24 protein-coding genes are annotated in these 26,538 nt (G+C 70.4%); 14 read left to right on the plus strand and 10 right to left on the minus strand.

What is annotated here, in order from left to right; genetic code table 11:
- The first annotated feature begins 32 nt into the window (after positions 1-32).
- Positions 33-944: a diacylglycerol/lipid kinase family protein gene (locus tag G6G98_RS01565; protein ID WP_067352294.1), complete on the plus strand. Its 912-nt coding sequence runs from the start codon at positions 33-35 to the stop codon at positions 942-944.
- Here G6G98_RS01565 and G6G98_RS01570 read toward each other — a convergent pair.
- On the minus strand, positions 931-2,097 hold the full coding sequence (locus G6G98_RS01570; protein ID WP_084788289.1) for an AI-2E family transporter: 1,167 nt from the start codon (positions 2,095-2,097) through the stop codon (positions 931-933). The genes G6G98_RS01565 and G6G98_RS01570 overlap by 14 nt on opposite strands.
- A gap of 143 nt (positions 2,098-2,240) precedes the next feature.
- Between G6G98_RS01570 and G6G98_RS01575 the strand changes: the two genes are divergently transcribed.
- Positions 2,241-3,500, plus strand: coding sequence for a serine/threonine-protein kinase (locus G6G98_RS01575; protein ID WP_164233822.1), 1,260 nt, complete (start codon positions 2,241-2,243; stop codon positions 3,498-3,500).
- A gap of 49 nt (positions 3,501-3,549) precedes the next feature.
- Complete coding sequence (locus tag G6G98_RS01580) at positions 3,550-4,089, plus strand: GNAT family N-acetyltransferase (RefSeq protein WP_067352289.1); 540 nt, start codon at positions 3,550-3,552, stop codon at positions 4,087-4,089.
- 22 nt (positions 4,090-4,111) lie between these two features.
- Here G6G98_RS01580 and glnA read toward each other — a convergent pair whose 3' ends face one another.
- Complete coding sequence (gene glnA, locus G6G98_RS01585; RefSeq protein WP_067352286.1) at positions 4,112-5,536, minus strand: type I glutamate--ammonia ligase; 1,425 nt, start codon at positions 5,534-5,536, stop codon at positions 4,112-4,114.
- A 120-nt stretch (positions 5,537-5,656) separates the two neighbouring features.
- Here glnA and G6G98_RS01590 point away from each other — a divergent pair, with 120 nt between their 5' ends.
- The gene (locus tag G6G98_RS01590) at positions 5,657-6,085 is read left to right on the plus strand and encodes an RDD family protein (protein ID WP_067352283.1); all 429 of its coding nucleotides are present in this window, start codon (positions 5,657-5,659) and stop codon (positions 6,083-6,085) included.
- Positions 6,086-6,104: 19 nt separating this feature from the next.
- Here G6G98_RS01590 and G6G98_RS01595 read toward each other — a convergent pair whose 3' ends face one another.
- Entirely contained in the window at positions 6,105-6,614 is a 510-nt protein-coding gene (locus tag G6G98_RS01595; RefSeq protein ID WP_067352280.1) for an ATP-dependent zinc protease family protein, read from the minus strand.
- A 25-nt stretch (positions 6,615-6,639) separates the two neighbouring features.
- Here G6G98_RS01595 and G6G98_RS01600 point away from each other — a divergent pair, with 25 nt between their 5' ends.
- Positions 6,640-7,827 (plus strand): RimK family alpha-L-glutamate ligase, encoded by a 1,188-nt coding sequence (locus tag G6G98_RS01600; protein ID WP_067352276.1) that lies wholly within the window; start codon positions 6,640-6,642, stop codon positions 7,825-7,827.
- 70 nt (positions 7,828-7,897) lie between these two features.
- Here G6G98_RS01600 and G6G98_RS01605 read toward each other — a convergent pair whose 3' ends face one another.
- Complete coding sequence (locus G6G98_RS01605) at positions 7,898-8,608, minus strand: DUF4191 family protein (RefSeq protein WP_067352273.1); 711 nt, start codon at positions 8,606-8,608, stop codon at positions 7,898-7,900.
- Between the two features lie 170 nt (positions 8,609-8,778).
- On the opposite strand from G6G98_RS01605, the gene G6G98_RS01610 reads away from it, so the two are divergent.
- On the plus strand, positions 8,779-10,182 hold the full coding sequence (locus G6G98_RS01610) for a hypothetical protein (protein ID WP_164233180.1): 1,404 nt from the start codon (positions 8,779-8,781) through the stop codon (positions 10,180-10,182).
- A 12-nt stretch (positions 10,183-10,194) separates the two neighbouring features.
- Here the strand turns inward: G6G98_RS01610 and sucB are convergent, their stop codons facing one another.
- The 3 genes from sucB to G6G98_RS01625 all read right to left on the minus strand — a co-directional run bounded on the left by sucB (position 10,195) and on the right by G6G98_RS01625 (position 14,881).
- Positions 10,195-11,940 carry a 2-oxoglutarate dehydrogenase, E2 component, dihydrolipoamide succinyltransferase gene (sucB, locus tag G6G98_RS01615; protein WP_164233821.1) on the minus strand — a complete coding sequence of 582 codons (1,746 nt, stop codon included), beginning with the start codon at positions 11,938-11,940 and terminating at the stop codon, positions 10,195-10,197.
- Positions 11,941-12,007: 67 nt separating this feature from the next.
- Complete coding sequence (gene lpdA / locus G6G98_RS01620; RefSeq protein WP_067352262.1) at positions 12,008-13,381, minus strand: dihydrolipoyl dehydrogenase; 1,374 nt, start codon at positions 13,379-13,381, stop codon at positions 12,008-12,010.
- Between the two features lie 3 nt (positions 13,382-13,384).
- Positions 13,385-14,881 carry a leucyl aminopeptidase gene (locus tag G6G98_RS01625; protein ID WP_067352259.1) on the minus strand — a complete coding sequence of 499 codons (1,497 nt, stop codon included), beginning with the start codon at positions 14,879-14,881 and terminating at the stop codon, positions 13,385-13,387.
- 114 nt (positions 14,882-14,995) lie between these two features.
- Here G6G98_RS01625 and G6G98_RS01630 point away from each other — a divergent pair, with 114 nt between their 5' ends.
- The 3 genes from G6G98_RS01630 to G6G98_RS01640 all read left to right on the plus strand — a co-directional run bounded on the left by G6G98_RS01630 (position 14,996) and on the right by G6G98_RS01640 (position 18,039).
- Positions 14,996-15,937: a proteasome assembly chaperone family protein gene (locus G6G98_RS01630; protein ID WP_067352256.1), complete on the plus strand. Its 942-nt coding sequence runs from the start codon at positions 14,996-14,998 to the stop codon at positions 15,935-15,937.
- A gap of 168 nt (positions 15,938-16,105) precedes the next feature.
- Positions 16,106-17,347 (plus strand): RNA polymerase sigma factor, encoded by a 1,242-nt coding sequence (locus G6G98_RS01635; protein ID WP_067352253.1) that lies wholly within the window; start codon positions 16,106-16,108, stop codon positions 17,345-17,347.
- Positions 17,347-18,039: a coenzyme F420-0:L-glutamate ligase gene (locus G6G98_RS01640; protein WP_067352251.1), complete on the plus strand. Its 693-nt coding sequence runs from the start codon at positions 17,347-17,349 to the stop codon at positions 18,037-18,039. The genes G6G98_RS01635 and G6G98_RS01640 overlap by 1 nt, the downstream gene beginning before the upstream one ends.
- Before the next feature lie 64 nt (positions 18,040-18,103).
- Here the strand turns inward: G6G98_RS01640 and G6G98_RS01645 are convergent, their stop codons facing one another.
- Positions 18,104-19,120: a sugar-transfer associated ATP-grasp domain-containing protein gene (locus G6G98_RS01645; RefSeq protein WP_164233820.1), complete on the minus strand. Its 1,017-nt coding sequence runs from the start codon at positions 19,118-19,120 to the stop codon at positions 18,104-18,106.
- Positions 19,121-19,199: 79 nt separating this feature from the next.
- Here G6G98_RS01645 and G6G98_RS01650 point away from each other — a divergent pair, with 79 nt between their 5' ends.
- Both G6G98_RS01650 and G6G98_RS01655 read left to right on the plus strand, forming a co-directional pair.
- The gene (locus G6G98_RS01650; RefSeq protein ID WP_243841974.1) at positions 19,200-19,904 is read left to right on the plus strand and encodes an alanine racemase C-terminal domain-containing protein; all 705 of its coding nucleotides are present in this window, start codon (positions 19,200-19,202) and stop codon (positions 19,902-19,904) included.
- Positions 19,901-20,941 carry an alanine racemase gene (locus G6G98_RS01655; RefSeq protein ID WP_164233818.1) on the plus strand — a complete coding sequence of 347 codons (1,041 nt, stop codon included), beginning with the start codon at positions 19,901-19,903 and terminating at the stop codon, positions 20,939-20,941. The genes G6G98_RS01650 and G6G98_RS01655 overlap by 4 nt, the downstream gene beginning before the upstream one ends.
- Positions 20,942-20,962: 21 nt before the next feature.
- On the opposite strand, the gene G6G98_RS01660 is transcribed toward G6G98_RS01655, so the two are convergent.
- On the minus strand, positions 20,963-21,181 hold the full coding sequence (locus G6G98_RS01660) for a DUF7455 domain-containing protein (protein WP_067352244.1): 219 nt from the start codon (positions 21,179-21,181) through the stop codon (positions 20,963-20,965).
- 182 nt (positions 21,182-21,363) lie between these two features.
- Between G6G98_RS01660 and G6G98_RS01665 the strand changes: the two genes are divergently transcribed.
- Complete coding sequence (locus G6G98_RS01665) at positions 21,364-23,445, plus strand: DNA gyrase/topoisomerase IV subunit B (protein WP_164233817.1); 2,082 nt, start codon at positions 21,364-21,366, stop codon at positions 23,443-23,445.
- A gap of 2 nt (positions 23,446-23,447) precedes the next feature.
- Here the strand turns inward: G6G98_RS01665 and G6G98_RS01670 are convergent, their stop codons facing one another.
- Positions 23,448-24,671 carry a glycosyltransferase gene (locus tag G6G98_RS01670; protein WP_067352241.1) on the minus strand — a complete coding sequence of 408 codons (1,224 nt, stop codon included), beginning with the start codon at positions 24,669-24,671 and terminating at the stop codon, positions 23,448-23,450.
- A 77-nt stretch (positions 24,672-24,748) separates the two neighbouring features.
- On the opposite strand from G6G98_RS01670, the gene G6G98_RS01675 reads away from it, so the two are divergent.
- Both G6G98_RS01675 and G6G98_RS01680 read left to right on the plus strand, forming a co-directional pair.
- Positions 24,749-25,738 (plus strand): NAD-dependent epimerase/dehydratase family protein, encoded by a 990-nt coding sequence (locus G6G98_RS01675; RefSeq protein ID WP_164233816.1) that lies wholly within the window; start codon positions 24,749-24,751, stop codon positions 25,736-25,738.
- Positions 25,735-26,532 (plus strand): MBL fold metallo-hydrolase, encoded by a 798-nt coding sequence (locus G6G98_RS01680; protein ID WP_164233815.1) that lies wholly within the window; start codon positions 25,735-25,737, stop codon positions 26,530-26,532. Before G6G98_RS01675 ends, G6G98_RS01680 begins: the two co-directional genes overlap by 4 nt.
- The last annotated feature ends 6 nt before the right edge of the window (positions 26,533-26,538 follow it).

Here is a 26,538-nt window from a genome sequence, read left to right on the forward strand (position 1 = left end):
CGATCTCGCTCCCCGGGGCGCAGTCTGACGTCATGACCATCTCGAAGCTCGGCGTGATCTGGAACCCCTCGAAGATCGACGAGAGCGTCCTCCGGGACGCCGTCGCGGACGTGTTCGGCGATGACGTGCTGTGGTGGGAGACGAGCGCCGAGGACCCGGGGCGCGGGATGGCCGCTGAGGCCGCCGAAGCCGGATGCGAGGTCGTGCTGGCGGTCGGCGGCGACGGCACGGTGCGCGCCGTCGCCGAGGCACTCGCCGGCACCGAGGTGCACCTCGGTATCGTGCCGCAGGGCACCGGCAACCTGCTCGCCAGGAACCTCGGCGTGCCGCTCGACGACATCCCGGCCGCCCTTGCCCGGGTGCGCGACGGCGAACCGCAGCGCATCGACATCGGCTGGGTGGAGTTCGGCGACGAGCGCCGGGCCTTCACGGTGATGGTGGGCTTCGGCGTCGACGCGCAGATGCTCGTCGAGACCGACGACGACCTCAAGGACAGGGCCGGATGGCTCGCGTACGTCGAGGCGATGGGGCGCGCCCTCGCCGGGACGACGATGACAGACATGACCCTCACGCTCGACGACGACGCACCCGCGTCGGTACGCGGGCACACGATGCTCGTCGGCAACTGCGGCATGGTCCAGGGCGGCATCCGGCTGCTTCCGGATGCCGTGCTCGACGACGGCCTGCTGGACCTGCTGCTGGTCAGCGCAGACGGGGCGCTGCAGTGGCTGGACACGGTGCGCTCGGTGGTCTGGGACAACGGGATCCGCCGGATGCTGGGCGGCGGCGAGGCCGTGAGCACGGAGTCGACGCGGCATGTCGCGGCGCGCCGGATCGTCGCGGAGCTCGCCGAGCCTCAGCAGTTCGAGGTCGACGGCGAAGAGGTCGGCGAGGTGTCCGGCTTCACCGCGACGGTGCAGCCGGAGGCCCTCACCGTCCGATGACGTCGGGTGCGACGACCTTGCGATCCTGAGCGGGGAACAGCACCTTCTGCACGACGATGATGATGCTCGCCGCGACGGGGATCGCGACGAGCGCACCGGCGATGCCCCCGAGCGCGCCTCCGGCGACGGCGGCGATCACGACGAGCGAGCCGGGCACCGCCACGGCCTTGCTCATGATGCGCGGCGAGAGCACATATGCCTCGATCTGCATGTACACGAGGTAGTAGCAGAACGCGATGAGAGCGGTCACCGGGCTCACGATCAGGCAGATCAGCGAGTTCACGATGGATGCCGACAGCGTGCCCACCAGCGGGATCATCGAGCCGATGAAGGCGATCAGGGCGAGGAGCGCCGGGACGGGGGCGCCGATGATCGACAGCATGAACAGGCTCAGCACGCCGTTCACCAGGGCCAGGCTCACCTGGCCGATGACGTAGCGTCCGACGGCTCCGGAGACGTCTTCCACGAGACCGGTGAACGTCTCGCGCTGGTAGGCCGGGACGAAGCGTGCCGCGACCTTCTTCATGCTCCGCAGGGACGCCATGAAGTACAGGGTCAGGATGAGCACGATCGTGACGCCGGTGAATCCGCCGGCGATGCCGGTGCCGACGGCCAGCACGCCGCCGCCGATGTTGACGAGGTTGCTCGGGTCCTGGACGAAGTCGAGAGCCGCGGCCGTGGCGTCCTCGAAGCTCGCTCCGAACTGGGCCGTCAGGTCCTGGTACCAGCCCGACGCCCGGATGTCCTCGACCATCTGCGGGCCGTTCTCGATGAGGTTGGAGATCTGCGTGACGAGGATCGGGACGATCGCGAGGACGATCCCGGCGAACAGCAGCAGCACGACGGCGACGACGATCGCGACCGCGCCACCGCGGGGGAGGGAGAACCTCCGCTCGAGGGCGGTGACGATCGGGTCGAGGCCGAGAGCGAGGAACACCGCGAAGCCGATATAGACGAGCACGGTGGCCAGCTGGGTGAGGATGCCGCCGAGCGTGAGGGCCACCAGCACGCCCAGTGCGCCGAACAGCCCGAAGACGAACGGGTTGATGCGCGCGATCGCCGCTGCGGCCGTCGTCGGAGGCGCCGGGCGCACCGGCGCAGGGGCAGGGGCCGCTGCGCTCTCGGTCTTCACGATCGGTCGGCGACGACGCATGTGCTTCCCCCAGTCCTCTCAACGCGGACTGCCAGTTGATCAGCCGTGCTCGGGCTGAGTCAAGCCGACACGTCGAGGGTGCGTCCCGGGTTAGTCTGTCGTGGGCGCCGGGCAGCCGAGCCGGGCGGAGCAGGAGTAGAGGTATGTCCGTGGCAGAGGAGACCCCGACCGAGGCCCTCCTCGACGGGCGGTATCGCCTGATCGATCGTCTGGGTTCCGGGGGCAGTGCTGACGTGCACAGGGCCGAGGATGTCGTCCTCGGCCGCACCGTGGCCATCAAGATCCTCCGCGGGGAGCACGAGTCCGCACTCGGCGGAGGACGCGCCCAGCGCGAGACCGCACTGCTGGCTTCGCTCAACCACCCGTCGATCGTGACGCTCCACGACGCGCAGCTCGCACGGGGGCGGACGCAGTACCTCGTGATGGAGTACGTCGACGGTCGCACCCTGGCGCAGGAGCTCTCCCGAGGGCCGATGGACCCCGCTCATGTGGCGCTGCTCGGGCGCAGTCTCGCGGAGGCTCTCAGCATGCTGCACGGGCGCGGGGTGGTGCACCGTGACGTGAAGCCGTCGAACGTGCTGCTCGGCGCCGGGTCGCGGCCCGGCGAGCCGTGGACGGCGAAGCTCGCCGACTTCGGAATCGCCCACGTCATCGACGACCCGCGGATGACGACACCGGGGATGGTGGTCGGAACTGCGGCGTACATGGCGCCGGAGCAGGTGCGCGACGGCGAGGCGGTCCCCGCGTCGGATGTGTACGCGCTCGGCCTGGTGCTCCTGGAGGCTCTCACGGGCGAGCCGGCATTCCCGCGGGCGAGCGGCGCACAGGCAGCCCTGGCGAGACTGTCCGGCCCTCCGGTGATCCCGCCCGCACTCGGCAGCGGGTGGTCGCTGCTGCTCACGCGGATGACGCGCACGGACCCGGGCGAACGTCCGACGGCCGCCGAGGTCGTCGCCGCCGCCTCACAGCTCGGCACCGGCGACGCCGGCGGAGGGTCAGTCTCCGTGACGCCTGCCGACGCGCGCGAGACGGAGGTTCTCCCGTCTGGGGGCAGCGATGCCCACGGTGTCACCGGCATGACGAAGCTGATGCCCGGCGCGGGCGGAGCCACCGTCTCGCGCGGAAGGATGAGGCGCATCCTCGTCACCGTCATCATCGGGGCGTTCGTGATCGCCGTCGGCGCTGTCGCCGGAGTGTGGGCCGCCACATCGGCGGGGGAGGCGCCCGCCCGGGCGATCCACGTCGTGCTGACGAAGTCTCCGCCCGCGCCCGTGATCTCCGACGAGGAGGAGTCCCCGGAGGCGCCGCGCGGCGATGAGGGGAAGGGTCCCAAGGGGGACGACAAGGGGGACGACAAGGGGAACGACAAGGGCGGCCCGGGGAAGAAGGACGACGAGGACTGAGCAGTCCCCTCCCGCTGCGGATGTCGTCGGCACGTGAGACGATCCGTGGATGGAGAACCTGACGCTGAGGTCCTGGTCCGCGGACGATCGCGACCTGCTGCAGGCCGCGAACACCCCGGAGATGACGGCGTACCTCAACGGCCCCGAGACGGAGGAGGAGATCGACGAGCGCCACGCACGCTATCTGCGTCTGCAGTCGGCCGGTGAGGCGAGGATGTTCGTCATCGTGGATGACGAGGGAGAGCGGCTCGGTTCCATCGGCTTGTGGCCGGTCGACTGGCACGGCGCACCGGCGATGGAGACAGGGTGGTTCGTCCTCCCCTCAGCGCAGGGCCGCGGCGTCGCCACCAGGGCGCTCGAGCTGCTGATCGAGGTGGCGCGCCGGGAGCGGACTGGACGCCGGAGCCTGATGGCCTGCCCCGGCGTCGACAACGCCGCGTCGAACGGCGTCTGCCGGCGAGCGGGGTTCACCCTCGTCGGCACCGTCACCGAGCCGTTCCGCGGAGCGGATCTCACCGTCAACGAATGGGTGCTGGATCTCGAGGCGACGGACGGCGGAGACGCGGAGAGCCCGCCAGGACGGGCCTGACGGGCTCTCGGAGGCGGCTGGATCAGACGCCGAAGTACAGCTCGTACTCGAACGGGTGCGGACGCTGAGCCATCGGCAGGATCTCGTTCTCGTACTTGTACGAGATCCAGGTGTCGATGAGCTCCTGGGTGAAGACACCGCCCTCGAGCAGGAAGGCGTGGTCCTCGCGCAGAGCCTCGAGGGAGTCCAGCAGGGAGTTCGGCACCTGCGGGATGCCCTTGGCCTCCTCGGGCGGAAGCTCGTAGAGGTCCTTGTCGACCGGCTCGTGCGGCTCGATGCGGTTCTTGATGCCGTCGAGGCCGGCCATGAGCTGGGCGGCGAACGCGAGGTAGGGGTTGCCCGAGGCGTCAGGTGCGCGGAACTCGATGCGCTTGGCCTTCGGGTTCGAGCCGGTGATCGGGATGCGGATCGCGGCCGAGCGGTTGCCGGCGGAGTACACCAGGTTGACCGGGGCCTCGAAGCCCTTGACCAGGCGGTGGTAGCTGTTCAGCGTCGGGTTCGTGAAGGCGAGCAGTGCCGGCGCGTGCGCCAGGATGCCGCCGATGTACCAGCGCGCGATGTCGCTGAGCTGACCGTAGCCGGCCTCGTCGTAGAACAGCGGCTTGCCGTCGTTCCACAGCGACTGGTGCGTGTGCATGCCGGATCCGTTGTCGCCGAACAGCGGCTTCGGCATGAACGTCGCGACCTTGCCCCACTGGTCGGCGGTGTTCTTGACGATGTACTTGAACTTCAGGATGTCGTCCGCCGCGTGCACCATCGTGTCGAAGCGGTAGTTGATCTCCTGCTGGCCGGCGGTGCCGACCTCGTGGTGCGAGCGCTCGAGGACGAAGCCCGCATCGATCAGCTTCAGCGTGATGTCGTCGCGCAGATCAGCCGTCTTGTCGACGGGGGAGACAGGGAAGTAGCCGCCCTTGTACGGGGTCTTGTTGCCGAGGTTCCCGCCCTCCTCCTCGCGGCCGGTGTTCCACGCGGCCTCCTCGGAGTCGACCTTGTAGAAGCTCTCGCCGGCGGTGACCGAGTAGCGGACCTCGTCGAAGATGTAGAACTCGGCCTCGGGGGCGAAGTAGGCCGTGTCGGCGATGCCGGTGGACGCGAGGTACTTCTCCGCGTTCTTGGCGACCTGGCGCGGGTCCTTCGTGTAGATCTCACCGGTGCGCGGGTTGTAGATGTCGAAGACCATCACGAGGGTGCTCGCCTCGCGGAACGGGTCGACGTAGGCCGTGGTGACATCCGGGATCAGCTGCATGTCCGACTCATGGATGCTGGCGAAGCCGCGGATCGAGGAGCCGTCGAACAGCTGGCCGTTGACGAAGAAGTCCTCATCGACCGTCGACGCCGGAATGTTGAAGTGCTGCTGCACGCCGGGGAGATCGGTGAAGCGGATGTCAAGGAACTTGACGTCGTTCTCCTTGATGTAGGCGAGCACCTCGGACGAATCTTTGAACATGTACGGCTCCTGAAATACGGGTCGGTGGCTTCACGGCCATTCTGCACAGTACGTGCGGAGGATTTCCCCCGGGTGTCCGCTTTGTTTCGGGCATGTTACGCGGCTCGGTAGGCTGGGGGAGTGACGGATGCTGTGAACTCGTACCCCGGTGAGCGACTCGGACTGCCGAAGACGGGGACGGGGAGCATCGCCCGGCCGGGCCGCCGCATCGGAGCCCTGGCCATCGACTACCTGGCCGCGTCGATCATCGCGACGGGGTTCCTCGGCTTCGAGCAGTTCGCGCTGCCTTCCGAGGCGGGGCTCACCCAGTTCGCGCCGATGGCGGTGTTCGCGCTGCTGCAGATCGTGTTCATCCCGACCGCCGGCGGCAGCCCGGGGCATCGCATCCTCGGCATGCGCGTGGTGCGCCTCGGCGGAGGGTGGCCCGGCATCTGGCGCCCGGTCGTGCGCACGCTGCTGCTCGTCGTCGTCATCCCCGCCGTCATCTGGGATGCCGATCAGCGAGGGCTTCACGACAAGGCCGCGGGGCTGGTCCTGATCCGCGCCTGAGCGTCCGGGGCATCGATCTCTAGGAACGCTCCTGCGGGGTCCCCGTCACGGGGTCCTTGCCGCGATTGCGGCGCCGCGCCTCTCGCGGGGCGCGGCCGCCCACGAACGAGCGGGCGGGGTCGACCACGTAGCCCTGGCGCAGCGCCTCGCGGCCGATGAGCATCCGGAAGCCCATCTCGTCGCGGTTGCTCAGGGTCACCTCCGCGAGCACCTCGCGGTCGTGCAGGCGGATCAGCATCTCGATGACGAAGCGCTCCTGTGCGTGACCCGAAGAGCTGCGCACCGCGCGACGGTCGTGCACGGGCGACTCGACGTCGACGGCATCCTCCTGGCTCTCCTGCCAGGGCTTGACCCGGAACCGCACCCACGACACGCCGTCGCGCTCGAACTCGTGGATGTCGAAGGCGTGCAGTGACGAGGTGCGCGCACCGGTGTCGATCTTGGCCTTGATCCAGTCGACGCCGAGATCGGGCAGGCTCACCCATTCTCGCCACCCGATAAGAGTGTTTGAATGGGATGTCTTACTCACCCGACCATCCTGGCAGGAAATCCCCGTGAAGATCGCTGTGCTCTCCCGTGCGCCGCAGGCGTACTCCACCCAACGACTTCGGGCGGCGGCGCTCCAGCGCGGCCACACGGTCAAGGTGCTGAACACGCTGCGCTTCGCGATCGATCTCACGTCGGAGGAACCGGATCTGCACTACCGGGGACGTCAGCTCAGCGACTACGACGCCATCCTGCCCCGCATCGGCAACTCGATCACGTACTTCGGCACCGCCGTGGTGCGCCAGTTCGAGCAGATGGACGTGTACACGCCGAACACCGCGAACGGGATCTCGAGCGCGCGGGACAAGCTGCGCGCCAACCAGATCCTGTCGCGGCACAACATCGCGATGCCGCCGACCGCCTTCGTCCGCAACCGCGCCGACGTGCGCCCGGCGATCGAGCGCGTCGGCGGAGCACCCGTCGTCATCAAGCTGCTGGAGGGCACGCAGGGCATCGGCGTGATCCTCGCACCGCAGGTGAAGGTCGCGGAGGCGATCATCGAGACCCTGCACTCGACGAAGCAGAACGTGCTGATCCAGAAGTTCATCTCGGAGAGCCGCGGCAAGGACATCCGCGCGCTCGTCGTCGGCGATCGCGTCGTCGCCGCCATGCGGCGCTCCGCCGCCGGCGACGAGTTCCGCTCGAACGTCCACCGCGGAGGCTCCGTCGAGGCGATCGAGCTCGACCCCGTCTACGAGCGCGCGGCCGTGCGGTCCGCGCAGATCATGGGACTTCGCGTCGCGGGCGTGGACATGCTCGAGGGCGAGGACGGGCCGCTCGTGATGGAGGTCAACTCCTCCCCGGGGTTGCAGGGCATCGAGACGGCGACCAAGCTCGACGTCGCCGGCGCCATCATCGACTACATCGCCGGTCAGGTGGCCTTCCCGGAGATCGACGTGCGGCAGCGTCTGACCGTCTCCACCGGCTACGGCGTGGCCGAGCTCCTCGTGCACGGCGCAGCCGACCTCGTCGGCAAGACGCTGGGCGAGGCGGGCCTGTGGGAGCGCGACATCACCGTGCTCACGCTGCACCGCGGCGTGAGCGTGATCCCGAACCCGCGCAAGCACGTGGTGCTCGAAGCGGAGGACCGGCTGTTCTGCTTCGGCAAGCTCGAGGAGATGCGCTCGATGATCCCGGAGCGCAAGCGTCGGCGCGCCAAGGTGCGCCGGCTGCCGCGTCAGCCGCTCTCCGAGTGACGGGCCGACACGAGAGAGGCGGCCACCCCTCGGGGTGGCCGCCTCTCTCGTGCGTGCGGAGGGCTGCGGGTCAGCGCGGGCGCTGCGAGCGGACCTTGGTCGGGTCGATGCCCTTCGGTATGGGCAGCGAGGACAGCGACTGCGAGACGGACTCGAGGCGGCGGATGACGGCGGCCATCGTCGCCTTGTCGATCGCCTTGGGAAGCTTCTTGATCGTCTTCGCGAGGTCGGCGATCGCGACCTCTCCCTCACCGTGGCCGACGTACAGGACCGTCACGGGCACGCCGTTGGCCACGCGCGCGGCCTTGCTGCGCTCGTCGTTGACCAGACGGGTGAGGCGACCGCGGGCGCCCTCGCCGACGACGACCACGCCGCCGCGTCCGACCGTGCGGTAGACGGCGTCCTGCGTCTTCGGGTTGATGCCGACCGGCGTCTCCGAGGCCTGCCAATTGCGGCCGAGGCTGGTGCTGAGGACGTGCCCGGTGGCGCCGGGCATGCCGTCGATCTTCTGGTACATCGCCGAGGTCGACAGGCGGGTCATCAGGAACATCGCGCCGAGGACGCCGAGCATGAGGCCCGAGATGCCCCACAGGACGAGCGTCCAGATCTGGAACGGCGGGATGAGGTAGCCGGCGATGAGGCCGAGCAGCACGCCGAGGATGACGATGGCGATCTGCGCCCAGGGGAGCCACGAATAGGACTCGCGTGTGAACCGGAAGAGGGACTTGATCTGGGAGAAGAACCCAGGACGCTTCTCGGGTTGCGACGCACGGTTTGACATGCGTACAAGACTACCGATTCCGGGGTGCGCCCGATGCCGTCGTTCGCGTCAGGCGGATTCCTCCTGCACTCCTCCTGCACTCCTCCTGCACGGAAGCCGTCTTGGCTCGGATCCGTCCACATCGGGCCCTGAGCCGCCCGCCGGTCGCCCGGGTCCGCTGTCATGGCTCCATGGCAGTGGACGAGGTTGACGCGGAGACGTCCGGGCTGGTCCCCGGGGCGCATCGGATGATCAGGATGCTCGACACGGGAGAGGGGCCGTACACGGGCGCCCTCGTGACGAGCGGAGAGTCCGTCCTGGTGCGAGTGGACGCCGAGGAGCTGCACGGCTGGGCGGGATGGGTGCACGCCGGCTCCGAGCACGTCGCCGGTCCCGTCGACGTCGCTCGCCGTGCCGACGGGCAGGACGCTCTGCTGCCGTGGTGCACGGAGAGGATCCTCGCCTTCCTCGGGCGCCGCGCCGCCGCCGATGCCGCACTCGCGGCCGGCGAGACGTGCACCCTCGTGGCGAGCCTGCTGCGCGGTCTCGGCGAACTCGGGGACGCAGGAGCGGAACCGCTCACCGGGAGCTGGTGGCTGACGGATGACGGGCGCCCGCTGTTCGCCATCGGGGCTGGAGCGGATGCCCGCGCCGGGGCCCTCGAGATCGTCGGACGGCTGCGCGACGGCCAGCCGGAACGCGCCCTGGCCCGTCTGCTCTCCGCGGTGCACGACGGGCTCGAGCGGGGCGCCGGACGGCCGCGGATGCCGCAGGCCCAGCTCGACCGCTGGGAGGCGGAGCTGCTGGCGATCGCCGCGCCGAGACCGCTGCGCCGCGACGTGCACGCCCCGGAACGCGTGCGTGACATCGAGGCGCTGCGTGCGGCCGGCCGGAGACCCGTGCTCAGCAGGCGCGAGGCGCGCGTGGTCCGCGGCGACGGAGAGGGCGCCCCCCTCGATCGCATCCGCGGGTTCCTGTCGGCCGGCGGCGCATCCGCGGGGAAGGCGATCGGCGCACTGCGAGGCCGCCTGGCGCGGACGGGGACGTCCAGTCAGGTCCCGGCCGGCGCAACAAAGACGGTGCCGCGCCGACGCCGGACGCTGCTCGTCGCCGGCGCATCCGCGGCCGCCGTGCTGGCCGGCGGTCTCCTGTGGCCCGGTGGTGCGACCGGAGATCCGGACGGGTCCTCGACCGCACAGACGGCGGCACCGATCGGCGGGCGGGACGCGCCTGATGCCACCCCTTCCGGACGGGCGGCCGAGAAGACCCCCTCCGCGGCGGACGATGACCCGGTCGCCGCCGCGGAGGGCCTGCTGAAGCTTCTCGCCGCGTGCACCGAGAGCGGTGACGAGCTCTGCGCCGATGCCGTGGCACCTGGCTCGTCGGGGATCGCCGCGGCTCTCGCAGGCGTCCTCGTCGAGGAGCCCGGGCGCGCGGCGGAGATCGTCGACGAGTACGGCGATGTGGCTGTCATCCGGCTCACCGCGGGCGGGACGGATGCCGCAGGGGGCGTCGAGCAGATGATGGTGCTCGTGCGCCAGAACGAGAAATGGCTGGTCCGCGACGTCTACGGCGTCGCGGACCAGCCAGGGTGATTCTCCGAGGCGTCAGGCTCCGAGCTGCGCGGCGAACTGCGCCGCCTCCAGGCGGGCCTTCACCGCGCCGAGGAAGCGTGCGGCGTCGGCGCCGTCGATGATCCGGTGGTCGTACGACAGCGCGAGGTAGACGTACGAGCGGATCGCGATCGCCTCGGTGCCGCCGACCTTGACGAGGCCAGGTCGCTTGACGACGGTGCCGGTGCCGAGGATCGCGGACTGCGGCAGGAACACGACGGGCGTGTCGAACAGCGCACCGCGCGATCCGGTGTTGGTCAGCGTGAACGTGCCGCCGCTGAGCTCGTCCGGCTTCAGCTTGTTGTCGCGGGTACGGGCGGCCAGGTCGGCGATCTCGTGCGCGATCTCGGCGATGTTCTTCGAGGCAGCATCGCGCAGGACCGGCGTGAGCAGGCCGCGCTCGGTGTCGACGGCGATCGAGAGGTTCTCGGTGGCCGGGTACACGATGTCGGTGCCGTCGACCGTGGCGTTCACGATCGGGAAGGCACGCAGCGCCTCGGCGGCGGCGAGCGCGAAGAACGGCAGGAAGGACAGCTTGTCGCCGGTCTTCTGAAGGAAGGACGCCTTGACGCTGTCGCGGTACTCGGCGAGAGCGGTGACATCGACCTCGACGACCGTGGTGAGCTGAGCGGTCTGCTGCATCGACGCGACGGCGCGCTCGGAGAGCACCTTGCGCAGGCGCGACATCGGCTGCGTGGTTCCGCGGAGCGGCGACACCTCGAGCGGAGCAGGAGCGGCGGCTGCAGCCGGTGCGGCGGCAGCCGGTGCTGCGGCGGTCTCGGCCGCCTTCAGGACGTCCTCCTTGCGGATGCGTCCGCCGACGCCGGTGCCGGTGACCGAGGCGAGGTCGACACCCTGCTGCGCAGCCAGGCGGCGCACCAGCGGGGTGACGTAGAGGTTGTCGCTCTCGGTGGGCAGCGCGAGCTTCGACTCGGCGGCTGCGGGAGCTGCGGGGGCCGGAGCAGCCGGTGCAGGAGCCGCGGGAGCAGCCGGTGCGGGGGCAGCAGGTGCGGGAGCAGCAGGAGCCGCCGCCGGGGCAGCGGGAGCGGGAGCAGCCGGTGCGGGAGCAGCAGCGGGGGCCGGAGCCTCGGCCGGTGCGGCGGCGGGGGCCGCCCCGGAACCGATGCGGGCGAGCACGGCGCCGACGGCGACGGTCTCATCCTCGGCGGCGACGATCTCCTGCAGAACGCCGGCGACGGGGGAGGGGATCTCGGTGTCGACCTTGTCGGTCGAGATCTCGAGCAGCGCCTCGTCCACCGCCACGGTGTCGCCGACCTGCTTCAGCCAGCGGGTGACGGTGCCCTCGGTGACGCTCTCGCCCAGCTCGGGGAGCACGATGTCGGTCGCGTCGCCGGCCGGAGCGGCGGGCGCCTCAGCAGCAGGAGCGGCCGGCGCCTCAGCAGCAGGAGCGGCCTCGGCCGGTGCGGGCGCTGCCTCAGCCGGAGCGGCCTCGGCGGCGGGCGCCGCGGCTGCCGGAGCATCCGCCGCCGGTGCGGCACCGCTGCCGTCGCCGATGCGCGCCAGGAGCGCGCCGACCTCGACGGTCTCGTCCTCGGCGACGAGGATCTCCTCGATCACGCCGGTCACGGGGGAGGGGATCTCGGTGTCGACCTTGTCGGTCGAGATCTCGAGCAGGCCCTCGTCCGCCTGCACCGTGTCACCGACCTGCTTCAGCCAGCGGGTGACCGTACCCTCTGTGACGCTCTCACCGAGAGCGGGGAGGACCACGGATGTGCTCATGACGGAGTCTCCTTCAGGAAGTTGTATGACGCTTGTCTAGCTTAGTGAACTGCGCACCGATTGGTGCTCAGAGAGCGTGGAGTGGCTTTCCGGCGAGGGCGAGGAAGGCTTCGCCGAGCGCCTCGCTCTGGGTCGGGTGAGCGTGGATGAGCGGAGCGATGTCCTCCGGGTGCGCCTCCCACACGACGGCCAGCTGGCCCTCGGTGATGAGCTCGCCGACCCGGTCTCCGAGAAGATGCACGCCGACCACAGGCCCGTCCTTGAGGCGGACGACCTTCACCAGGCCGCCGGTGCCGATGATCTCGCTCTTGCCGTTGCCGGCGAGGTTGTACTCGTAGGCGGTGACGGCATCCGCGCCGTGCTCCGCGATCGCCGCCTGCTCCGTGACGCCGACCGAGGCGACCTCGGGGCTGGAGTAGGTGACCTTCGGGATCTGCGCGTCCGGGATGTTCACGGGTGCGAGGCCGGCGATGCGCTCGGCAACGGCGATGCCCTGCTGGAAGCCGCGGTGCGCGAGCTGCAGGCCGGGCGTGATGTCGCCGACGGCCCAGACACCCGGAACACCCGTCCGCAGGTCGTCATCCACCGTCACGAAGTCGCGGTCGAGGGTGACGCCGGCCTCCTCGAATCCGAGGTCGGCGGTGACGGGCCCTCGGCCCACGGCGACGAGCAGGTAGTCGGCGGTGAACTCCTTGCCGTCCTCGAGGGTCACGGTGACGGAGGTGTCGTCCTGGGTCGCGGTCTGGAAGCGCACGCCGAGCGAGTACTGGATGCCGCGACGGCGGAAGGCCCGCTCGAGCCCCTTGCTGAGGGCGATGTCCTCGTTCGGCACGAGGTGGGGGAGAGCCTCGACGATGGTCACCTCGGCGCCGAAGGAGCGCCAGACGCTGGCGAACTCCACGCCGATGACCCCGCCGCCGAGGATGAGCACCCGTTCGGGGATGACATCGAGCGACAGGGCCTGCTCGCTCGTGAGGATGCGCCCGCCGATCTCGAGGCCGGGGAGCGTGCGGCTGTAGGAGCCGGTCGCGAGGATGACGTCGGTGCCCGCGTATACGTCGTCGCCGACGCTGACGGTGCGGTCGGCGTTCAGCCGGCCGAGACCCGAGACGGTGGTGATGCCGCGGGCCTTGACCAGGCCCTCGAGCCCCTTGTACTTCTTGGCCACGATGCCCTCGCGGTAGGCGCGGACGCCGGCCGCGTCGATCCCGTCGAGGGTGGCGCTGATGCCCACGTGCGCGGCGCCGCGCACGTGCTCCGCGACCTCCGCGGCGTGCAGGAGCGCCTTGGTGGGGATGCAGCCGCGGTGCAGGCAGGTGCCGCCGACCTTGTCCTTCTCGATGAGCGCGACGGTCTTGCCGAGCTCACTAGCGCGAAGAGCGGCCGCGTAGCCGCCGCTGCCGCCACCGAGGACGACGATGTCGAAGGTGTGCGTGGTCATGGTTCATGCCTCCTGGTGGGATGCGTCGGCGATGCCGGCGGCGGATGCCTCGGCGAACGCGATGATCGATCGGACCATCGCGCCGGTCGGGCCCTTCTCCGTGAACCCGTACGGTGCGCCGTTGTGCTCGCTGGAGCCGGCGATGTCGAGGTGCACCCAGGGGATCCGGGGCGCGTCCTCCTGCTCAGAGACCCTGCCGACGAAGCGACGGAGGAACAGCCCGGCATACGAGGCGCCGCCCATCCGGTCGCTCATGTTCACGTTCTGCAGGTCCGCGATCGGCGAGTCCATGGAGTCCTCCATGTACGTCGGCAGCGGCATGTGCCAGGCCAGCTCGTCGGCGGCGTCGGCGGCGGCGAGGAACTCGGAGACCGTGTCGTCGTCGCCGAACACGCCGGTGTGGCGGTGGCCCAGCGCGGCGACGATGGCTCCGGTGAGCGTGGCGACGTCGATGATGACGTCCGGGGTCTCGCGGCTCGCGGCGACCAGACCGTCGGCGAGCACCAGACGGCCCTCGGCATCCGTGTTCAGCACCTCGACCGTGGTGCCGTCGAGGATGCGCACGACATCGCCGGGACGGATCGCGCGCCCTGACGGCATGTTGTCCGTGATGCCCAGCCAGGCAGTGACGCGCACCGGGAGACCGAGGGCGGCGACGGCGCGCAGCGCGGCGAGGCTGGTGGCGGCGCCGGCCATGTCGAACTTCATGCCGAGCATCGAGGCCGCCGGCTTCAGGGAGAGGCCGCCGGTGTCGAAGGTGATGCCCTTGCCCACCAGGGCGATGTGCCGCACGGCGTCGGCGGGGGCGTAGTCGAGACGGACCAGGCGCGGCGGGCGGTCCGAGCCCTGCGCGACGCCGAGGATGCCGCCGAAGCCCTGCTCTGCGAGGTCCTTCTCGTCGAGGATCTCGACGGTCACGTCCAGGCCAGCCACGCTGTCCGCGGCGCTCTGCGCGAGCTGTGCCGGGCTCTGCCACTCCGCCGGGACGAGGACCAGGTCCTTGATCAGCGCGACCGCCTCGCCGACGGCGTTCGCGCGAGCGATCGCCGCGTCGTCGACCTCGGCGTGCAGCACGACGGCGGAGGCACGGGGCTTGCCCTTGTCGGCCTTGTAGCTGTCGAAGCGGTAGCCGCCGAGCGCGGCGCCCTCTGCAGCGGCATCCGCGAACTCCTCGAGACCGGGCGCGAGCGCCAGCGAGACGGTGCCGAATCCGGTCAGCGTGCGCAGGGCGGCGCCGACGGCGTTGCGCACCGCGAGTGCGGTCGGAGCGGCGCCCGCGCCGACCACCGCGAACGGGACGGCAGTGACCTCGGGGGCGTGGACGCGGGTGAAGGCCGAGGCGGCTCCGGTGAACCCGACGCCCTGCAGGGACTCCACGAGCCCGGGGAAGCCGGCGAGCGACTCCGCGGAGTCCGAGATGTCGGGCACGACGAGCACTGCGGCATCTGCAGCGCTTCCGGGGAACTGATCAGAGGTGCGGGAGAGCACGGGAAGCGTCATGCCTCCATCCTAGGGATGGCGCGAGGCCTGCCGGGCGAGGCGGCGTCGACGCGTGTTCGCTCTCAGCATGACGGCCGTCACCCTCCCGCCGGACGCGGCTCGTAGCATGGAGTCATGCCCTTCTCCGGAGAGATCCACGAACGTGTCGCGAACGCGCCGGATGTGCCGCCCGGTCTGCCCCTGGTGATGCTGCTGACCGGCTTCACCGACGCCGGCAGCGCCGTCGCGGGTCTCATCGAGCACCTCCGGGAGACGACGTCGCCGCAGCCGATCGTCGTGTTCGACAACGATCTGCTCCTGGACTACCGCGCGCGCCGTCCGGTGATCTCCTTCGACCAGGACCACCTCACCGAGTTCCGCCCTCCGCGACTCGAGCTGTCCCTGGCCACCGACGCCCTGGGCCAGAAGTTCCTGCTCCTCGCGGGGTACGAGCCCGACTTCGCCTGGAACGCGTTCGCCCGCACGGTCCTCGACCTCGCGGCGGAGTTCGAGGTCGCAGGTCTCAACTGGGTGCACTCGATCGCCATGCCGGTGCCGCACACGCGTCCCATCGGCACGACGGTGAGCGGCAACCGCCGCGAGCTCACGGTGGCCCACTCGGTCTGGCGCCCGCGCACGCAGGTCCCCGCCACCGCCGGGCACCTTCTGGAGTTCCGCTTCGCCGAGCGCGGAGACCGCGTGGTCGGCTTCGTGCTGCTGGTGCCGCACTACCTCGCGGAGACCGAGAACCCGGATGCGGTGATCGCCGCGGCGGAGCGGCTGATGGCTGCGACAGGGCTCGTGCTGATGCTGGACGAGGTCCAGGAGCGGCGGGAGGACTACCTCACCCGCGTCGACGAGCAGGTCGCGGGCAACGACGAGCTGCAGCAGATGGTGCACAACCTCGAGCGTCGCTACGACGCGTACATGGCAGGACGCGACCCCGAGGACGGCTCCTACGACGAGGGCGGGTTCAGCGAGCGCGACCTGCCGAGCGCCGACGAGCTGGCGGCCGAGCTGGAGCGCTATCTCGCCACGCGGCCGAACACCGACGACGACAAGCCAGGACGGGGATGACGCGCCCGGCGGGAACTTCGCCGGAATGCGACGGCATCCCCTCACGTGTGCGATACTAGGAGTCTGACCCGTTGTCAATCGATCTTTTCCGGAGATCGGACTTGACAAGGGTCTTACTAGTGTCCGAAATGTCCCGGGGTGGCCGAGCCGCCCCGTGAAAGGCGAAACGTGACCCCTGCCACGACGAAGAAATCCCGGACGAAGAAGACTGCCGACGCTCCCGAGGTCGATGCGCAGGTCGAGGAGGCCCCGGAGAAGCCGGCGCCCAAGACCGCGGCGCAGCGCGCGGCGGCCAAGCGCGCTCCCGCGAAGAAGAAGAAGTCGGATGACATCGTCGAAGAGGACGAGGCACCCGTCGCCGGCGCGGCGGAAGAGGCCGACGAGGACGAAGAGGACTCCAAGCCGAAGTTCACCGAGCCGCTGCCCACCGGCGCGATCGTCATCTCGACGAGCGACGAGGACGACGTCCCCGTCTACTCGACGCAGATCACCGGTGCCACGGCCGACCCGGTCAAGGACTACCTGAAGCAGATCGGAAAGGTCGCGCTGCTGAACGCGGCCGAAGAGGTCGAGCTCGCGATGCGCATCGAGGCCGGCCTGTTCGCCGAGGAGAAGCTGTCGACGATGTCGGCGGCGGAGAAGACGAGCCAGCTGGGCCTCGACCTCCAGTGGGTCGCCCGCGACGGCCAGCGCGCGAAGAGCCACCTGCTCGGCGCCAACCTCCGCCTCGTCGTCTCGCTCGCGAAGCGCTACACCGGCCGTGGCATGCAGTTCCTGGACCTGATCCAGGAGGGCAACCTCGGTCTCATCCGCGCGGTCGAGAAGTTCGACTACACCAAGGGCTTCAAGTTCTCGACGTACGCCACCTGGTGGATCCGTCAGGCCATCACCCGCGCCATGGCCGACCAGGCCCGCACCATCCGCATCCCCGTGCACATGGTCGAGGTCATCAACAAGCTCGCCCGCGTCCAGCGGCAGATGCTGCAGGACCTCGGTCGTGAACCCACTCCCGAGGAGCTGAGCCGCGAGCTGGACATGACCCCGGAGAAGGTCGTGGAGGTGCAGAAGTACGGTCGCGAGCCGATCTCGCTGCACACCCCGCTCGGCGAGGACGGCGACAGCGAGTTCGGCGACCTCATCGAGGACACCGAGGCCGTGGTCCCGGCCGACGCCGTCGGGTTCACGATGCTGCAGCGCCAGCTCGAGCAGCTGCTCGACTCGCTCTCGGAGCGCGAGGCCGGCGTGATCCGGATGCGCTTCGGCCTCGGCGACGGCCAGCCCAAGACCCTCGACCAGATCGGCGACACGTTCGGCGTCACGCGTGAGCGCATCCGCCAGATCGAGTCGAAGACGATGGCGAAGCTGCGCCACCCGAGCCGCTCGCAGTCGCTGCGGGACTACCTCGAGTGATGCAGGCGAACGAGGGCAAGGCGCTCGAGGCGAGCGTCGACGGCAAGAGCTATGCGCGGATCCCGCTGAAGACCCGTGTGATCATGCCCGGCGACGATCTCGACGCCGTGATCACGGAGTACGCGAAGGACGCCGTGCAGCCGGGAGACCTGCTGTTCGTCACGGAGAAGATCGTGGCGATCACGCAGGGTCGCTCGTACCGTCTCGACGAGATCACTCCGCGTCCGCTGGCGCGCTTCCTCTCCCGCTACGTCGTGCGCACGTCGTACGGCATCGGCCTCGGGATGCCCGAGACCATGGAGATGGCGCTGCGCGAGTGCGGCACGCTGCGGATCCTTTTCGCGGCGGGCGTCTCGGTGATCACCAAGGCCTTCGGCCGGCGCGGCGACTTCTACCGCGTCGCCGGCGACAAGGCGAGGGCGATCGACGGACCCACCAAGAACACGATCCCGCCGTACAACGAGGCGGTCGTGCTCGGCCCGAAGGACCCGCGCGGCGTGGCCGAGCGCCTGCAGCGGCTGCTCGGCGGCGACGTCGACGTGGCCGTGGTGGACATCAACGACATCGGCGGGAACATCCTCGGCTCGACTCTCGACAAGGCCGGCGAGCGCCGTCTGGTCGAGATCCTCGGCGACAACCCGCTGGGCCAGGCGCGGCAGTCGACGCCGCTCGGCATCGTCCGCGAGGTCTGACCCGCGTCACAGAGAAGGGCCCGGATGCTCGGCATCCGGGCCCTTCTGCGCACCTGGCGCCGGGTCAGAACCCGATGGCGGCCTGGTAGCGCGGCTTGTGACCGGTGCGGATGCCGGTGACGCTGGGCTTGTTCTCGTACACGCCGGCGCCCCAGTTGCCCTCGACGAGCACGGGTCCGTCGGGCGTGACGACGATGTCCCAGCCCACGTACTGCACCTGCGGGACGACGCGGGCGACCTGATCCACGAACGCGCGGACCTCTTCCATCATCGGCAGCTGGAAGTCGGCGATCGGGAAGCCGGAGTCCGGGTGGGTGACGTGCACGTGGCCGTGCGAGTCGTAGCCGGCGCCGATGGCGTGGCCGTCGTCGTCGAGCATCGTGTAGAAGCCGCCGAAGCTCATCTGATCGCTCACCGCGCCGCGCCCGAACTTCTGCGCGATCGCGAGGATGTGCGTCTTCTCTCCGTCGAAGAAGGCCGTCACCCTGGTCGTGTTGACCGTGCCGGGGCAGACGGCGGCGAGGTCGGGGTGCTGGCGGATGACCTCCTCCACGAGCACCTGCTTCTTCGACAGGAGCTCCGCGTGGAAGGCGTCCCAGTCGGTGACGTCGGCGGCGTGGTAGCGGTGCACGCCGGTGCCGGCCTGCCCGTGGGTCTCCTTGACGACGATGGTGCCCTGGCGCTCGGTGAACGCGCGCAGCTCATCGGCGTTCCCCTCGGTGATGAGCATCCAGTCGCGCTTGAGGAACGCGTCGAACTTCGCGTCGAACTCGGCCTTGTCGTGGAACAGGTGGCGGTAGTCGGGGTGATCGTACTTCTGCGAGATCTCGTTCGACACCGGGTGCGTCATGTACGTGTCGCGTTCGGCTCTGGTCAGGATCGCGAAGTCGTAGTCGATGTAGTCCTGGAACCCGACGTTGTGCCGTCCGGCCGACCACAGCATGTCGACGACGATCAGCGGCACGGCCTTGCCGTGCTGGGCTGAGGCCTCCTTCGCCCTCTCGATCACCGAGCCGACATCGATACGGCGGGCGCGGGCCAGCAGGTAGCGGATGCGGGGTGCGAGGGAAAAACGTGACATGGGTCTCCAAGGTAAGGGGTCCCCCCAGTCTACGGTGGGGGCGCGGGGCGACCGGGGAGCCCGAGTTAGGCTTGATCCCGTGTGCGACACCACTTCCAGCGCCCGCCCGCGCGCGATCATCTCCCGGTCGGCGCTGACGGCGGCTGCAGCCGCGGCCGTCGCCGACGGCGGCACCGTCGCAGATCTCCGCCGCGACGCCTGGGGGCACGGGGTGCTCGGCGTCGCGCAGACGGTCGCCGCGGCGGGCGTCTGCGCCGCGCTCGTCGACACCCCGCTCGAGGCCGAGATGCTGCGGCTCGAGGGCATCGCAGCGGTCACCGACGGCGTGCCGGACATCGACCCGCTTCTTCTCTACGGCCTTCCGGATCAAGACGGGATGCTGCGGACCCGTCCCGTGATGCGGCTCGCAGGGCGCGTGCTCTCGATCAAGAAGCTCAAGGCGGGAGACGCCGTGTCCTACGGCTACACGCACCGCGCCGCGCAGGACACCGTGGTCGCCCTCGTGACCGGCGGCTACGCGCAGGGCATCGTCCGCGCGCTCGGGAACGAGGCCCACGTCGAGGTCGCGGGCTCGGCGAGGCCCATCGTCGGACGCGTGGCCATGGACGTCTGCGTCGTCGACCTGGAGAACGAGGACGTCGCAGTGGACTCCGAGGTCACCTACTTCGGCGGGACCGGTCCGGCAGGTCCCGCTCTGGCGCGCTGGAGCGCAGTGACCGGGCTCAGCGTCGCCGAGCTCGTGACCGTCGCCGGCGCGCACGCGGCGCGGGGGTGGGAGGCGTGAACCGGCCGGAGCTGCGGCTGCACACGCCGCGTCTCATCGAGAACATCCGCGTCGTGCGCGAGCGCATCGGCCCGTCGGAGCTGATGCTCGTCCTCAAGGACGACGCCTACGGTCACGGCCTGGCCTGGGCGGTGCAGGCCGCCGAGCGTGCCGGCGTGACCTGGTTCGGCAGCTACGACGTCCGCAGCGGCCTGGACGTGCGCCGGGCTCTCGAGGGCGATGCGCGGATCTTCGCCTGGGCCACCTCCACGGATGCCGAGATCGACGAGGCGCTGCTGCAGCGGCTCGATCTCGGCGTCGGCACCGCCGACTATCTCGACCGCATCGTCGCGCGCGCACGGGAACTGGGGATCACGGCCCGCGTGCACCTGAAGATCGACACCGGGCTGCACCGCAACGGGCTGCTGCCCGAGGAATGGCCGCAGAGCATGGCTGCCGTGCGCGCCGCCGAGGCGGAGGGCCTGCTGGAGTTCGCCGGCGTGTGGAGCCACCTCGCCGAGGCGAGCGACGCGGAGGACGACGAGGCGCAGCGGGTGTTCCTCAGCGCCGTCGCCCTCGCGGAGGAGACGGGCGCGTCGCCGCAGACGCTGCACCTCACGGCATCCGCCGCCTCATGGTGGCGCCCCGAGCTGCGCGGCTCGCTGTGCCGGATCGGCGCGTTCTGCTACGGCATCCGCTCCGCCGACGGTCCGGAACTCGACGGAGTCGTTCCGGCGGCCGAGCTCATCGCCTCGGTGACGGAGGTCGTCGACGGTGACGCGGTGATCGGGATCGGCTCGTTCGACGGCCTGCCGTCCACGATCGCCGGCGTCTCCGTCGGCACGCCAGGGGGACCCCGCGTGCTGCGCCGGATCGATCACACCTCCGCCGTCGTCGAGGGATGGCCCGGGATGACGGCGGGCGACGAGGTGACGGTGTTCGGCGCGGGAGAGCGCGGCGAGTGCAGTGCGACCACGCTCGCCGAGCGCATCGGCACGGTGGGCGAGGAGATCCTCACGCGGCTCACGCCGCGCGTGCGCCGCACCATCGTCGACTGACGACGGCGGTCGCCGGAGGCGTCAGACGCTGTCGATGAGACGCGCGGTCTCGTCGTGCCAGCTGGTGGCGATGCTGCGGAGCTTCTCCTCGTACTTGCGTCCGTGGTGGGCGCAGAAGAGCATCTCGGTGCCATTGACCTCGGCCGCGATGTACGCCTGAGCGCCGCACGAGTCGCAGCGGTCCATGGCGGTCAGGCGGAACTCGACGGCGGAGGTCTCACGTTCGGTCGTTGCGTTCATCTCGGTGCCTCCTCAGGTGTCGGGTCCACTACCGGGTGTTGATCAATACAACCACGCAGAACCTGTGCGCATGCCCGGATCACGGCGTGTTTCGCTCAGCGCGTACGCGCGCGGTCTCGGCTGTGCCACGACGGGGAGTGTCGGCAGGGCCGGGGCGGTCGCCGAGAATACAATCGGAGATTGTGACCGCCGAGTACTCCGCCCATCATCTCCAGGTCCTCGAGGGCCTCGAGGCCGTCCGCAAGCGACCGGGCATGTACATCGGCTCGAACGGATCCCCGGGCCTCATGCACTGCCTCTGGGAGATCATCGACAACGCCGTCGACGAGGCCGTCGCCGGCAACGGCACGAAGATCGACATCATCCTGCACGCCGACGGCAGCGTCGAGGTGCACGACCGCGGACGCGGCATCCCCGTCGACGTCGAGCCGCGCACCGGACTCACCGGCGTCGAGGTGGTCTTCACCAAGCTGCACGCCGGCGGCAAGTTCGGCGGCGGATCCTACGCCGCATCCGGCGGTCTGCACGGCGTCGGCGCCTCCGTGGTGAACGCCCTCTCGGAGCGCCTGGACGTCGAGGTCGACCGCGGCGGCAAGACCTACGCGATGTCCTTCCACCGCGGCGAGCCCGGCATCTTCAAGGACACGGGGGACAAGCGGCCGGATGCGCCGTTCACGCCGTTCGAGGAGAAGAGCGAGCTCCGCGTCGTCGGCAAGGCCGCGCGCGGAGTCACCGGCAGCCGCATCCGCTACTGGGCGGACCGGCAGATCTTCACGAAGGATGCGGCGTTCCAGCTCGCCGACCTCGAGACGCGCGCCAGGCAGACGGCGTTCCTCGTCCCCGGACTCGAGATCGTCATCCGCGACGAGCGCGCGGACGAGAAGAACGAGACCTCCTACCGCTACGAGGGCGGCATCTCCGAGTTCGTCGAGTACCTCGCCACCGACCCGCCGGTCACCGACACCTGGCGCATCCAGGGCGAGGGCACCTTCAAGGAGACCGTCCCGGTGCTGCAGGCCGACGGGCACATGGTCTCCACCGAGGTCGAGCGCGTGTGCGGGGTCGACATCGCGCTGCGCTGGGGCACCGGCTACGACACGGTCGCCCGGTCCTTCGTGAACATCATCGCCACGCCGAAGGGAGGCACGCACCAGCAGGGCTTCGAGCAGGAGCTGCTGAAGGTGCTGCGCGCCCAGGTCGAGCAGAACGCCCGTCGGCTCAAGGTCTCGGCGTCGGACAAGCTGGAGAAGGACGACGTGCTCGCCGGCCTCACCGCGGTGCTGACGGTCAACGTCCCCGAGCCGCAGTTCGAAGGCCAGACGAAGGAGGTGCTCGGGACCCCCGCCGTGCGACAGATCGTCGCCCAGGTGCTCCGGAAGGACCTCGCGGAACGGTTCAGCTCGAACAAGCGCGACGACAAGAGCCAGGCCACGCAGCTGCTCGACAAGGTCGTCGCCGAGATGAAGGCCCGCGTCTCGGCTCGCGCCCACAAGGAGACTCAGCGGCGCAAGAACGCGCTGGAGTCGTCGACCCTGCCGACCAAGCTCGTCGACTGCCGCACGAACGACGTGGAGCGCAGCGAGCTCTTCATCGTCGAGGGCGACTCGGCCCTCGGCACGGCGAAGAACGCGCGCAACAGCGAGTTCCAGGCGCTGCTGCCGATCCGCGGCAAGATCCTCAACGTGCAGAAGGCCTCGGTCGGAGACATGCTCTCCAACGCCGAATGCGCCTCGATCATCCAGGTGATCGGCGCGGGATCGGGGCGCACCTTCGACATCGACGCCGCACGCTACGGCAAGATCATCCTCATGAGCGACGCCGACGTGGACGGCGCGCACATCCGCACGCTGCTGCTGACGCTCTTCTTCCGGTACATGCGACCGCTCATCGAGCACGGCCGCGTCTTCGCCGCCGTGCCGCCGCTGCACCGGGTGATCGTGATGAACCCGGGCTCCAAGCCGAACGAGACGATCTACACCTACAGCGAGCAGGAGATGCACGCGCTGCTGGCCAAGCTCCGCAAGGCGGGCAAGCGCTGGCACGAGCCGATCCAGCGGTACAAGGGCCTGGGCGAGATGGATGCCGAGCAGCTGGCGACCACGACCATGGATCGCGGCGGGCGCCTGCTGCGACGGGTGCGCATGGAGGATGCCGAGGCCGCGGGCCGCGTCTTCGAGCTGCTCATGGGCAACGAGGTCGCCCCCCGCCGGGAGTTCATCATCGACTCGTCCGACCGTCTGTCGCGCGAGTCGATCGACGCCTGATCTCAGCCCGTTCCGCGGCTCTCGATCGCGGCGCGGTACACGTCGACCAGTCCCGCACGGTGCGTGCTCTGCGCGATGTGCGCGCGATGCGCGAGGGCCGCGGCGCTCATGCGGGCGATCCGTGCGGGATCGTCGCGCAGATCGGCGAGCGCGCTCGCGAGCCCGGCGACATCGGGGGTGGGCGTCACCAGGCCGCCTCGCGGAGGGAGCGCCTCCGCGAGGTCGGGGTCGGTGACGAGCACCGGCAGCCCCGCCGCGATCGCCTCGAGGATGACCATCGGCTGGTTGTCGAAGTCCAGAGAGCTGGAGACGAGCAGATGCGCGGCCCTCATCGCCTCGAGGATCCGATCCTGGGGCACGGCTCCGTGGGCGGTGATGCGTCCGGGGGCGACGGCGGCGATGCGCTTCGCGACCGCCGAGCGCGCGACGCCGTCCCCGAACATCTCCGCGGCGATGCCGGGGGTGCGTGCGACGGCGTCGATGAAGACGTCCGGCCGCTTCTCGGGGGAGAGCCGGCCGCACCACAGCGCGCGCAGCGCCTCACCGGGGACGATCGCACGCGGCTGCGGCGTGCCGAGAGCCTCGAGCACGGAGGCCTCGAGTCCGTTCGAGAGCACCGTGATCGGCGTGCGCACGCCCTGGGCGCGGAGCTTCGCCGCGAAGTGGGCGGACGGGACGATCACATGCGTCGCGTGGTTCGCCTGGCTCACCATGAGGCGCCACATCCGCCGCGCGGTGCGGGTGCGGGCATAGGGCTCCCGCGGATCGATGCGCGCTTCGTCGTGGCTCATCCGGCGGCGATGCAGGCCTGCGAGCAGCGCGGTGGTGAGCGCCGGCAGCGGCAGGACCGAGCGGGTGTAGACGTCGATCCTCCCGTGCATCGTCTGCACGACGGGGATGCCGAGCCCCCGCGCGGCCTCGAACCCGGCGAGCGCGGCGAACATCTCGGTGTGCACGTGCACCACGTCGATGCGTCTGGCGCGCAGCTCGCGGCGCAGCATGCGGGCCGCGGCGGCGGCGGTCCAGGTGAACGGGTAGCCGTCCGGTGCGAAGAGCCGGGCGGTCGGCAGCCGCACCACGCCGGGGTCCGTGCTGGGATGGGCGAGAGGGGAGAAGACGGTCACCTCGTGCCCGTCGTGCTCCAGCGCCTCCCGATGCGCCTTGATCACGGTCTGCACGCCGCCGAGCGTCGGCAGGTAGTAGTCGGTGACCATGGCGATCCGCACGCGACCACCCTACGGGGACTCACGCCGCGGCACGGCGATGCGCGTCCCGGCGGACGAGGGCCGCTAGGGTGAAGTCCATGTCCGGAGCCCGTGTGCTGGTGACGGGGGCGAGCGGGTTCCTCGGCGGCAACGTCGTGCGCGATCTTCGGGCGCACGGCGTCGAGGCGTTCGCGGCCGGGCGGAACGTCGAGGCCCTGGCCAGGGTGGCGGATGCCGCGCACCGCGTCCCCGGCGCTCTGGCGGTTCTGCCCGCTGTCGATCTGCCGGTGGACGCTGTCATCCACTGCGCCGCGCTGTCCACCCCCTGGGGCGCGTGGCGGGAGTTCCGCGAGGCGAACATCGAGGGCACGGCCCATGTCGTCGCCTTCGCGCGCAGGAACGGTGCACGGCGGATCGTGCACGTCTCCTCGCCGAGCATCTACTCGGCCGCCCGTGATCGCGTCGCCATCCGCGAGAGTCAGGTCGACGAGGGCAACCGTCTCAACGGCTACATCCGCTCCAAGATCGCCGCCGAGCGTCTTCTGCAGGACGCCCTGCGCTCCGGGGTGATCGGCGAGCTCGTGATCGTCCGCCCTCGCGGCCTCATCGGACCCGGCGACCCGAGCCTCCTGCCCCGACTGCTCGACGTGCACCGGCGCATCGGGGTGCCGCTGTTCCACGGCGGGCGCAACGTCATCGACGTGACCGCGGTGGAGAACGCCGCGGCCGCGCTGCGGCTCGCCCTCACGGAGGGGGATCCCGCCGGCGGCGTCTACAACATCACGAACGACGAGCCGCGGGCGTTCCGCGATCTCCTGACGGGGCTGCTCGAGCAGCTGGGGCTCACGCCCCGTCTGCGGCCGATGAACCGCAGGGCGGCGTGGGCGGCTGCATCCGCTCTGGAGGGGATCTTCACCGTGCTCCCCGGCCGGCCGGAACCACCGCTGACCCGGTACACGCTCAGCACGATCGCCTTCTCGCAGACTCTCGACATCTCCCGGGCGAAGGCGGAGCTCGGCTATCGGCCGGAGGTCTCCCTCGACGAGGCGCTCGCCCGGGTCGCCGCGCACCTGAGGGCGGCGGCGTGACCGGGCGGCTCCGGCATCTCACCTGCGGCCGGACCTCCCACGACCTCGGCAGGATGTTCCACGGCGCGCCTCGGGGCGTCCGCCAGTTCCCCTCAGGGGTCTTCCTCTACGACGCTCCCGGCGGCCGTCGCGTCCTGTTCGACACGGGCTACGCCACCGGTGACTGGGGGGCCGGCTGGCGCGGAGCGGTGTACCGCCGGCTGCTGCCGCCGATCGTGGACGAGGTCGACGACGTGGCCGCGCAGCTGGAGGCGGACGGCGTCGAGCCGGCATCCGTGACGCACGTCGTGCTCTCGCACCTGCACCCGGATCACGTCGGCGGGGTGCGCCGGTTCCCGTCCGCGACGTTCGTGTTCACCGAGGGGACGCTGCGGACGCTCGCCGACCCCCGGCCGCGCACCGGCGTGCTCACCGGCCTGCTTCCCGCCTGGTTCGAGACGGCCGCGCGCACCGTGCTCGGTCCGGACGACTTCCGGACGACGGACGTGGCCGGCGTGCCCCTGCGTGCCGCCGACCTCCTCGGCGACGGCTCGTATCTCGTGCTCGACCTGCCGGGGCATGCCGACGGTCATGTCGGTGCGCTCATCGAGGAGCGCGTGCTCCTCGCTGGCGATGCGGCCTGGGGAAGCGACCTGCTCGAGGAGGCGGGGCGGATGCGGACCCTTCCGCGACTCGTGCAGCACAACCCGGAGCGGTACCGGCAGACCGCGGCGATGCTGCGTGCGCTGGCGGACGCCGGCATCCGCATCGTCTGCAGCCACGATCCGCTGGGTGACCGGGAGCTGCTGAGTTGATGGGGC

Origin of the sequence: Microbacterium hydrocarbonoxydans (genome assembly GCF_011752045.1) — a bacterium.
Classification (GTDB): domain Bacteria; phylum Actinomycetota; class Actinomycetes; order Actinomycetales; family Microbacteriaceae; genus Microbacterium.

What these genes read in the sequence shown, in the direction of transcription:
- G6G98_RS01645 (WP_164233820.1), bottom strand. Translation starts at nt 19,120, where the DNA reads ATGTCACGTTTTTCCCTCGCACCCCGCATCCGCTACCTGCTGGCCCGC.
- G6G98_RS01640 (WP_067352251.1), top strand. Translation starts at nt 17,347, where the DNA reads ATGCAGGCGAACGAGGGCAAGGCGCTCGAGGCGAGCGTCGACGGCAAG.
- glnA (WP_067352286.1), bottom strand. Translation starts at nt 5,536, where the DNA reads ATGTTCAAAGATTCGTCCGAGGTGCTCGCCTACATCAAGGAGAACGAC.
- G6G98_RS01630 (WP_067352256.1), top strand. Translation starts at nt 14,996, where the DNA reads ATGCCCTTCTCCGGAGAGATCCACGAACGTGTCGCGAACGCGCCGGAT.
- lpdA (WP_067352262.1), bottom strand. Translation starts at nt 13,381, where the DNA reads ATGACCACGCACACCTTCGACATCGTCGTCCTCGGTGGCGGCAGCGGC.
- G6G98_RS01605 (WP_067352273.1), bottom strand. Translation starts at nt 8,608, where the DNA reads ATGTCAAACCGTGCGTCGCAACCCGAGAAGCGTCCTGGGTTCTTCTCC.
- G6G98_RS01575 (WP_164233822.1), top strand. Translation starts at nt 2,241, where the DNA reads ATGTCCGTGGCAGAGGAGACCCCGACCGAGGCCCTCCTCGACGGGCGG.
- G6G98_RS01580 (WP_067352289.1), top strand. Translation starts at nt 3,550, where the DNA reads ATGGAGAACCTGACGCTGAGGTCCTGGTCCGCGGACGATCGCGACCTG.
- G6G98_RS01610 (WP_164233180.1), top strand. Translation starts at nt 8,779, where the DNA reads ATGGCAGTGGACGAGGTTGACGCGGAGACGTCCGGGCTGGTCCCCGGG.
- G6G98_RS01625 (WP_067352259.1), bottom strand. Translation starts at nt 14,881, where the DNA reads ATGACGCTTCCCGTGCTCTCCCGCACCTCTGATCAGTTCCCCGGAAGC.
- G6G98_RS01565 (WP_067352294.1), top strand. Translation starts at nt 33, where the DNA reads ATGACCATCTCGAAGCTCGGCGTGATCTGGAACCCCTCGAAGATCGAC.
- G6G98_RS01660 (WP_067352244.1), bottom strand. Translation starts at nt 21,181, where the DNA reads ATGAACGCAACGACCGAACGTGAGACCTCCGCCGTCGAGTTCCGCCTG.
- G6G98_RS01675 (WP_164233816.1), top strand. Translation starts at nt 24,749, where the DNA reads ATGTCCGGAGCCCGTGTGCTGGTGACGGGGGCGAGCGGGTTCCTCGGC.
- G6G98_RS01570 (WP_084788289.1), bottom strand. Translation starts at nt 2,097, where the DNA reads ATGCGTCGTCGCCGACCGATCGTGAAGACCGAGAGCGCAGCGGCCCCT.
- sucB (WP_164233821.1), bottom strand. Translation starts at nt 11,940, where the DNA reads ATGAGCACATCCGTGGTCCTCCCCGCTCTCGGTGAGAGCGTCACAGAG.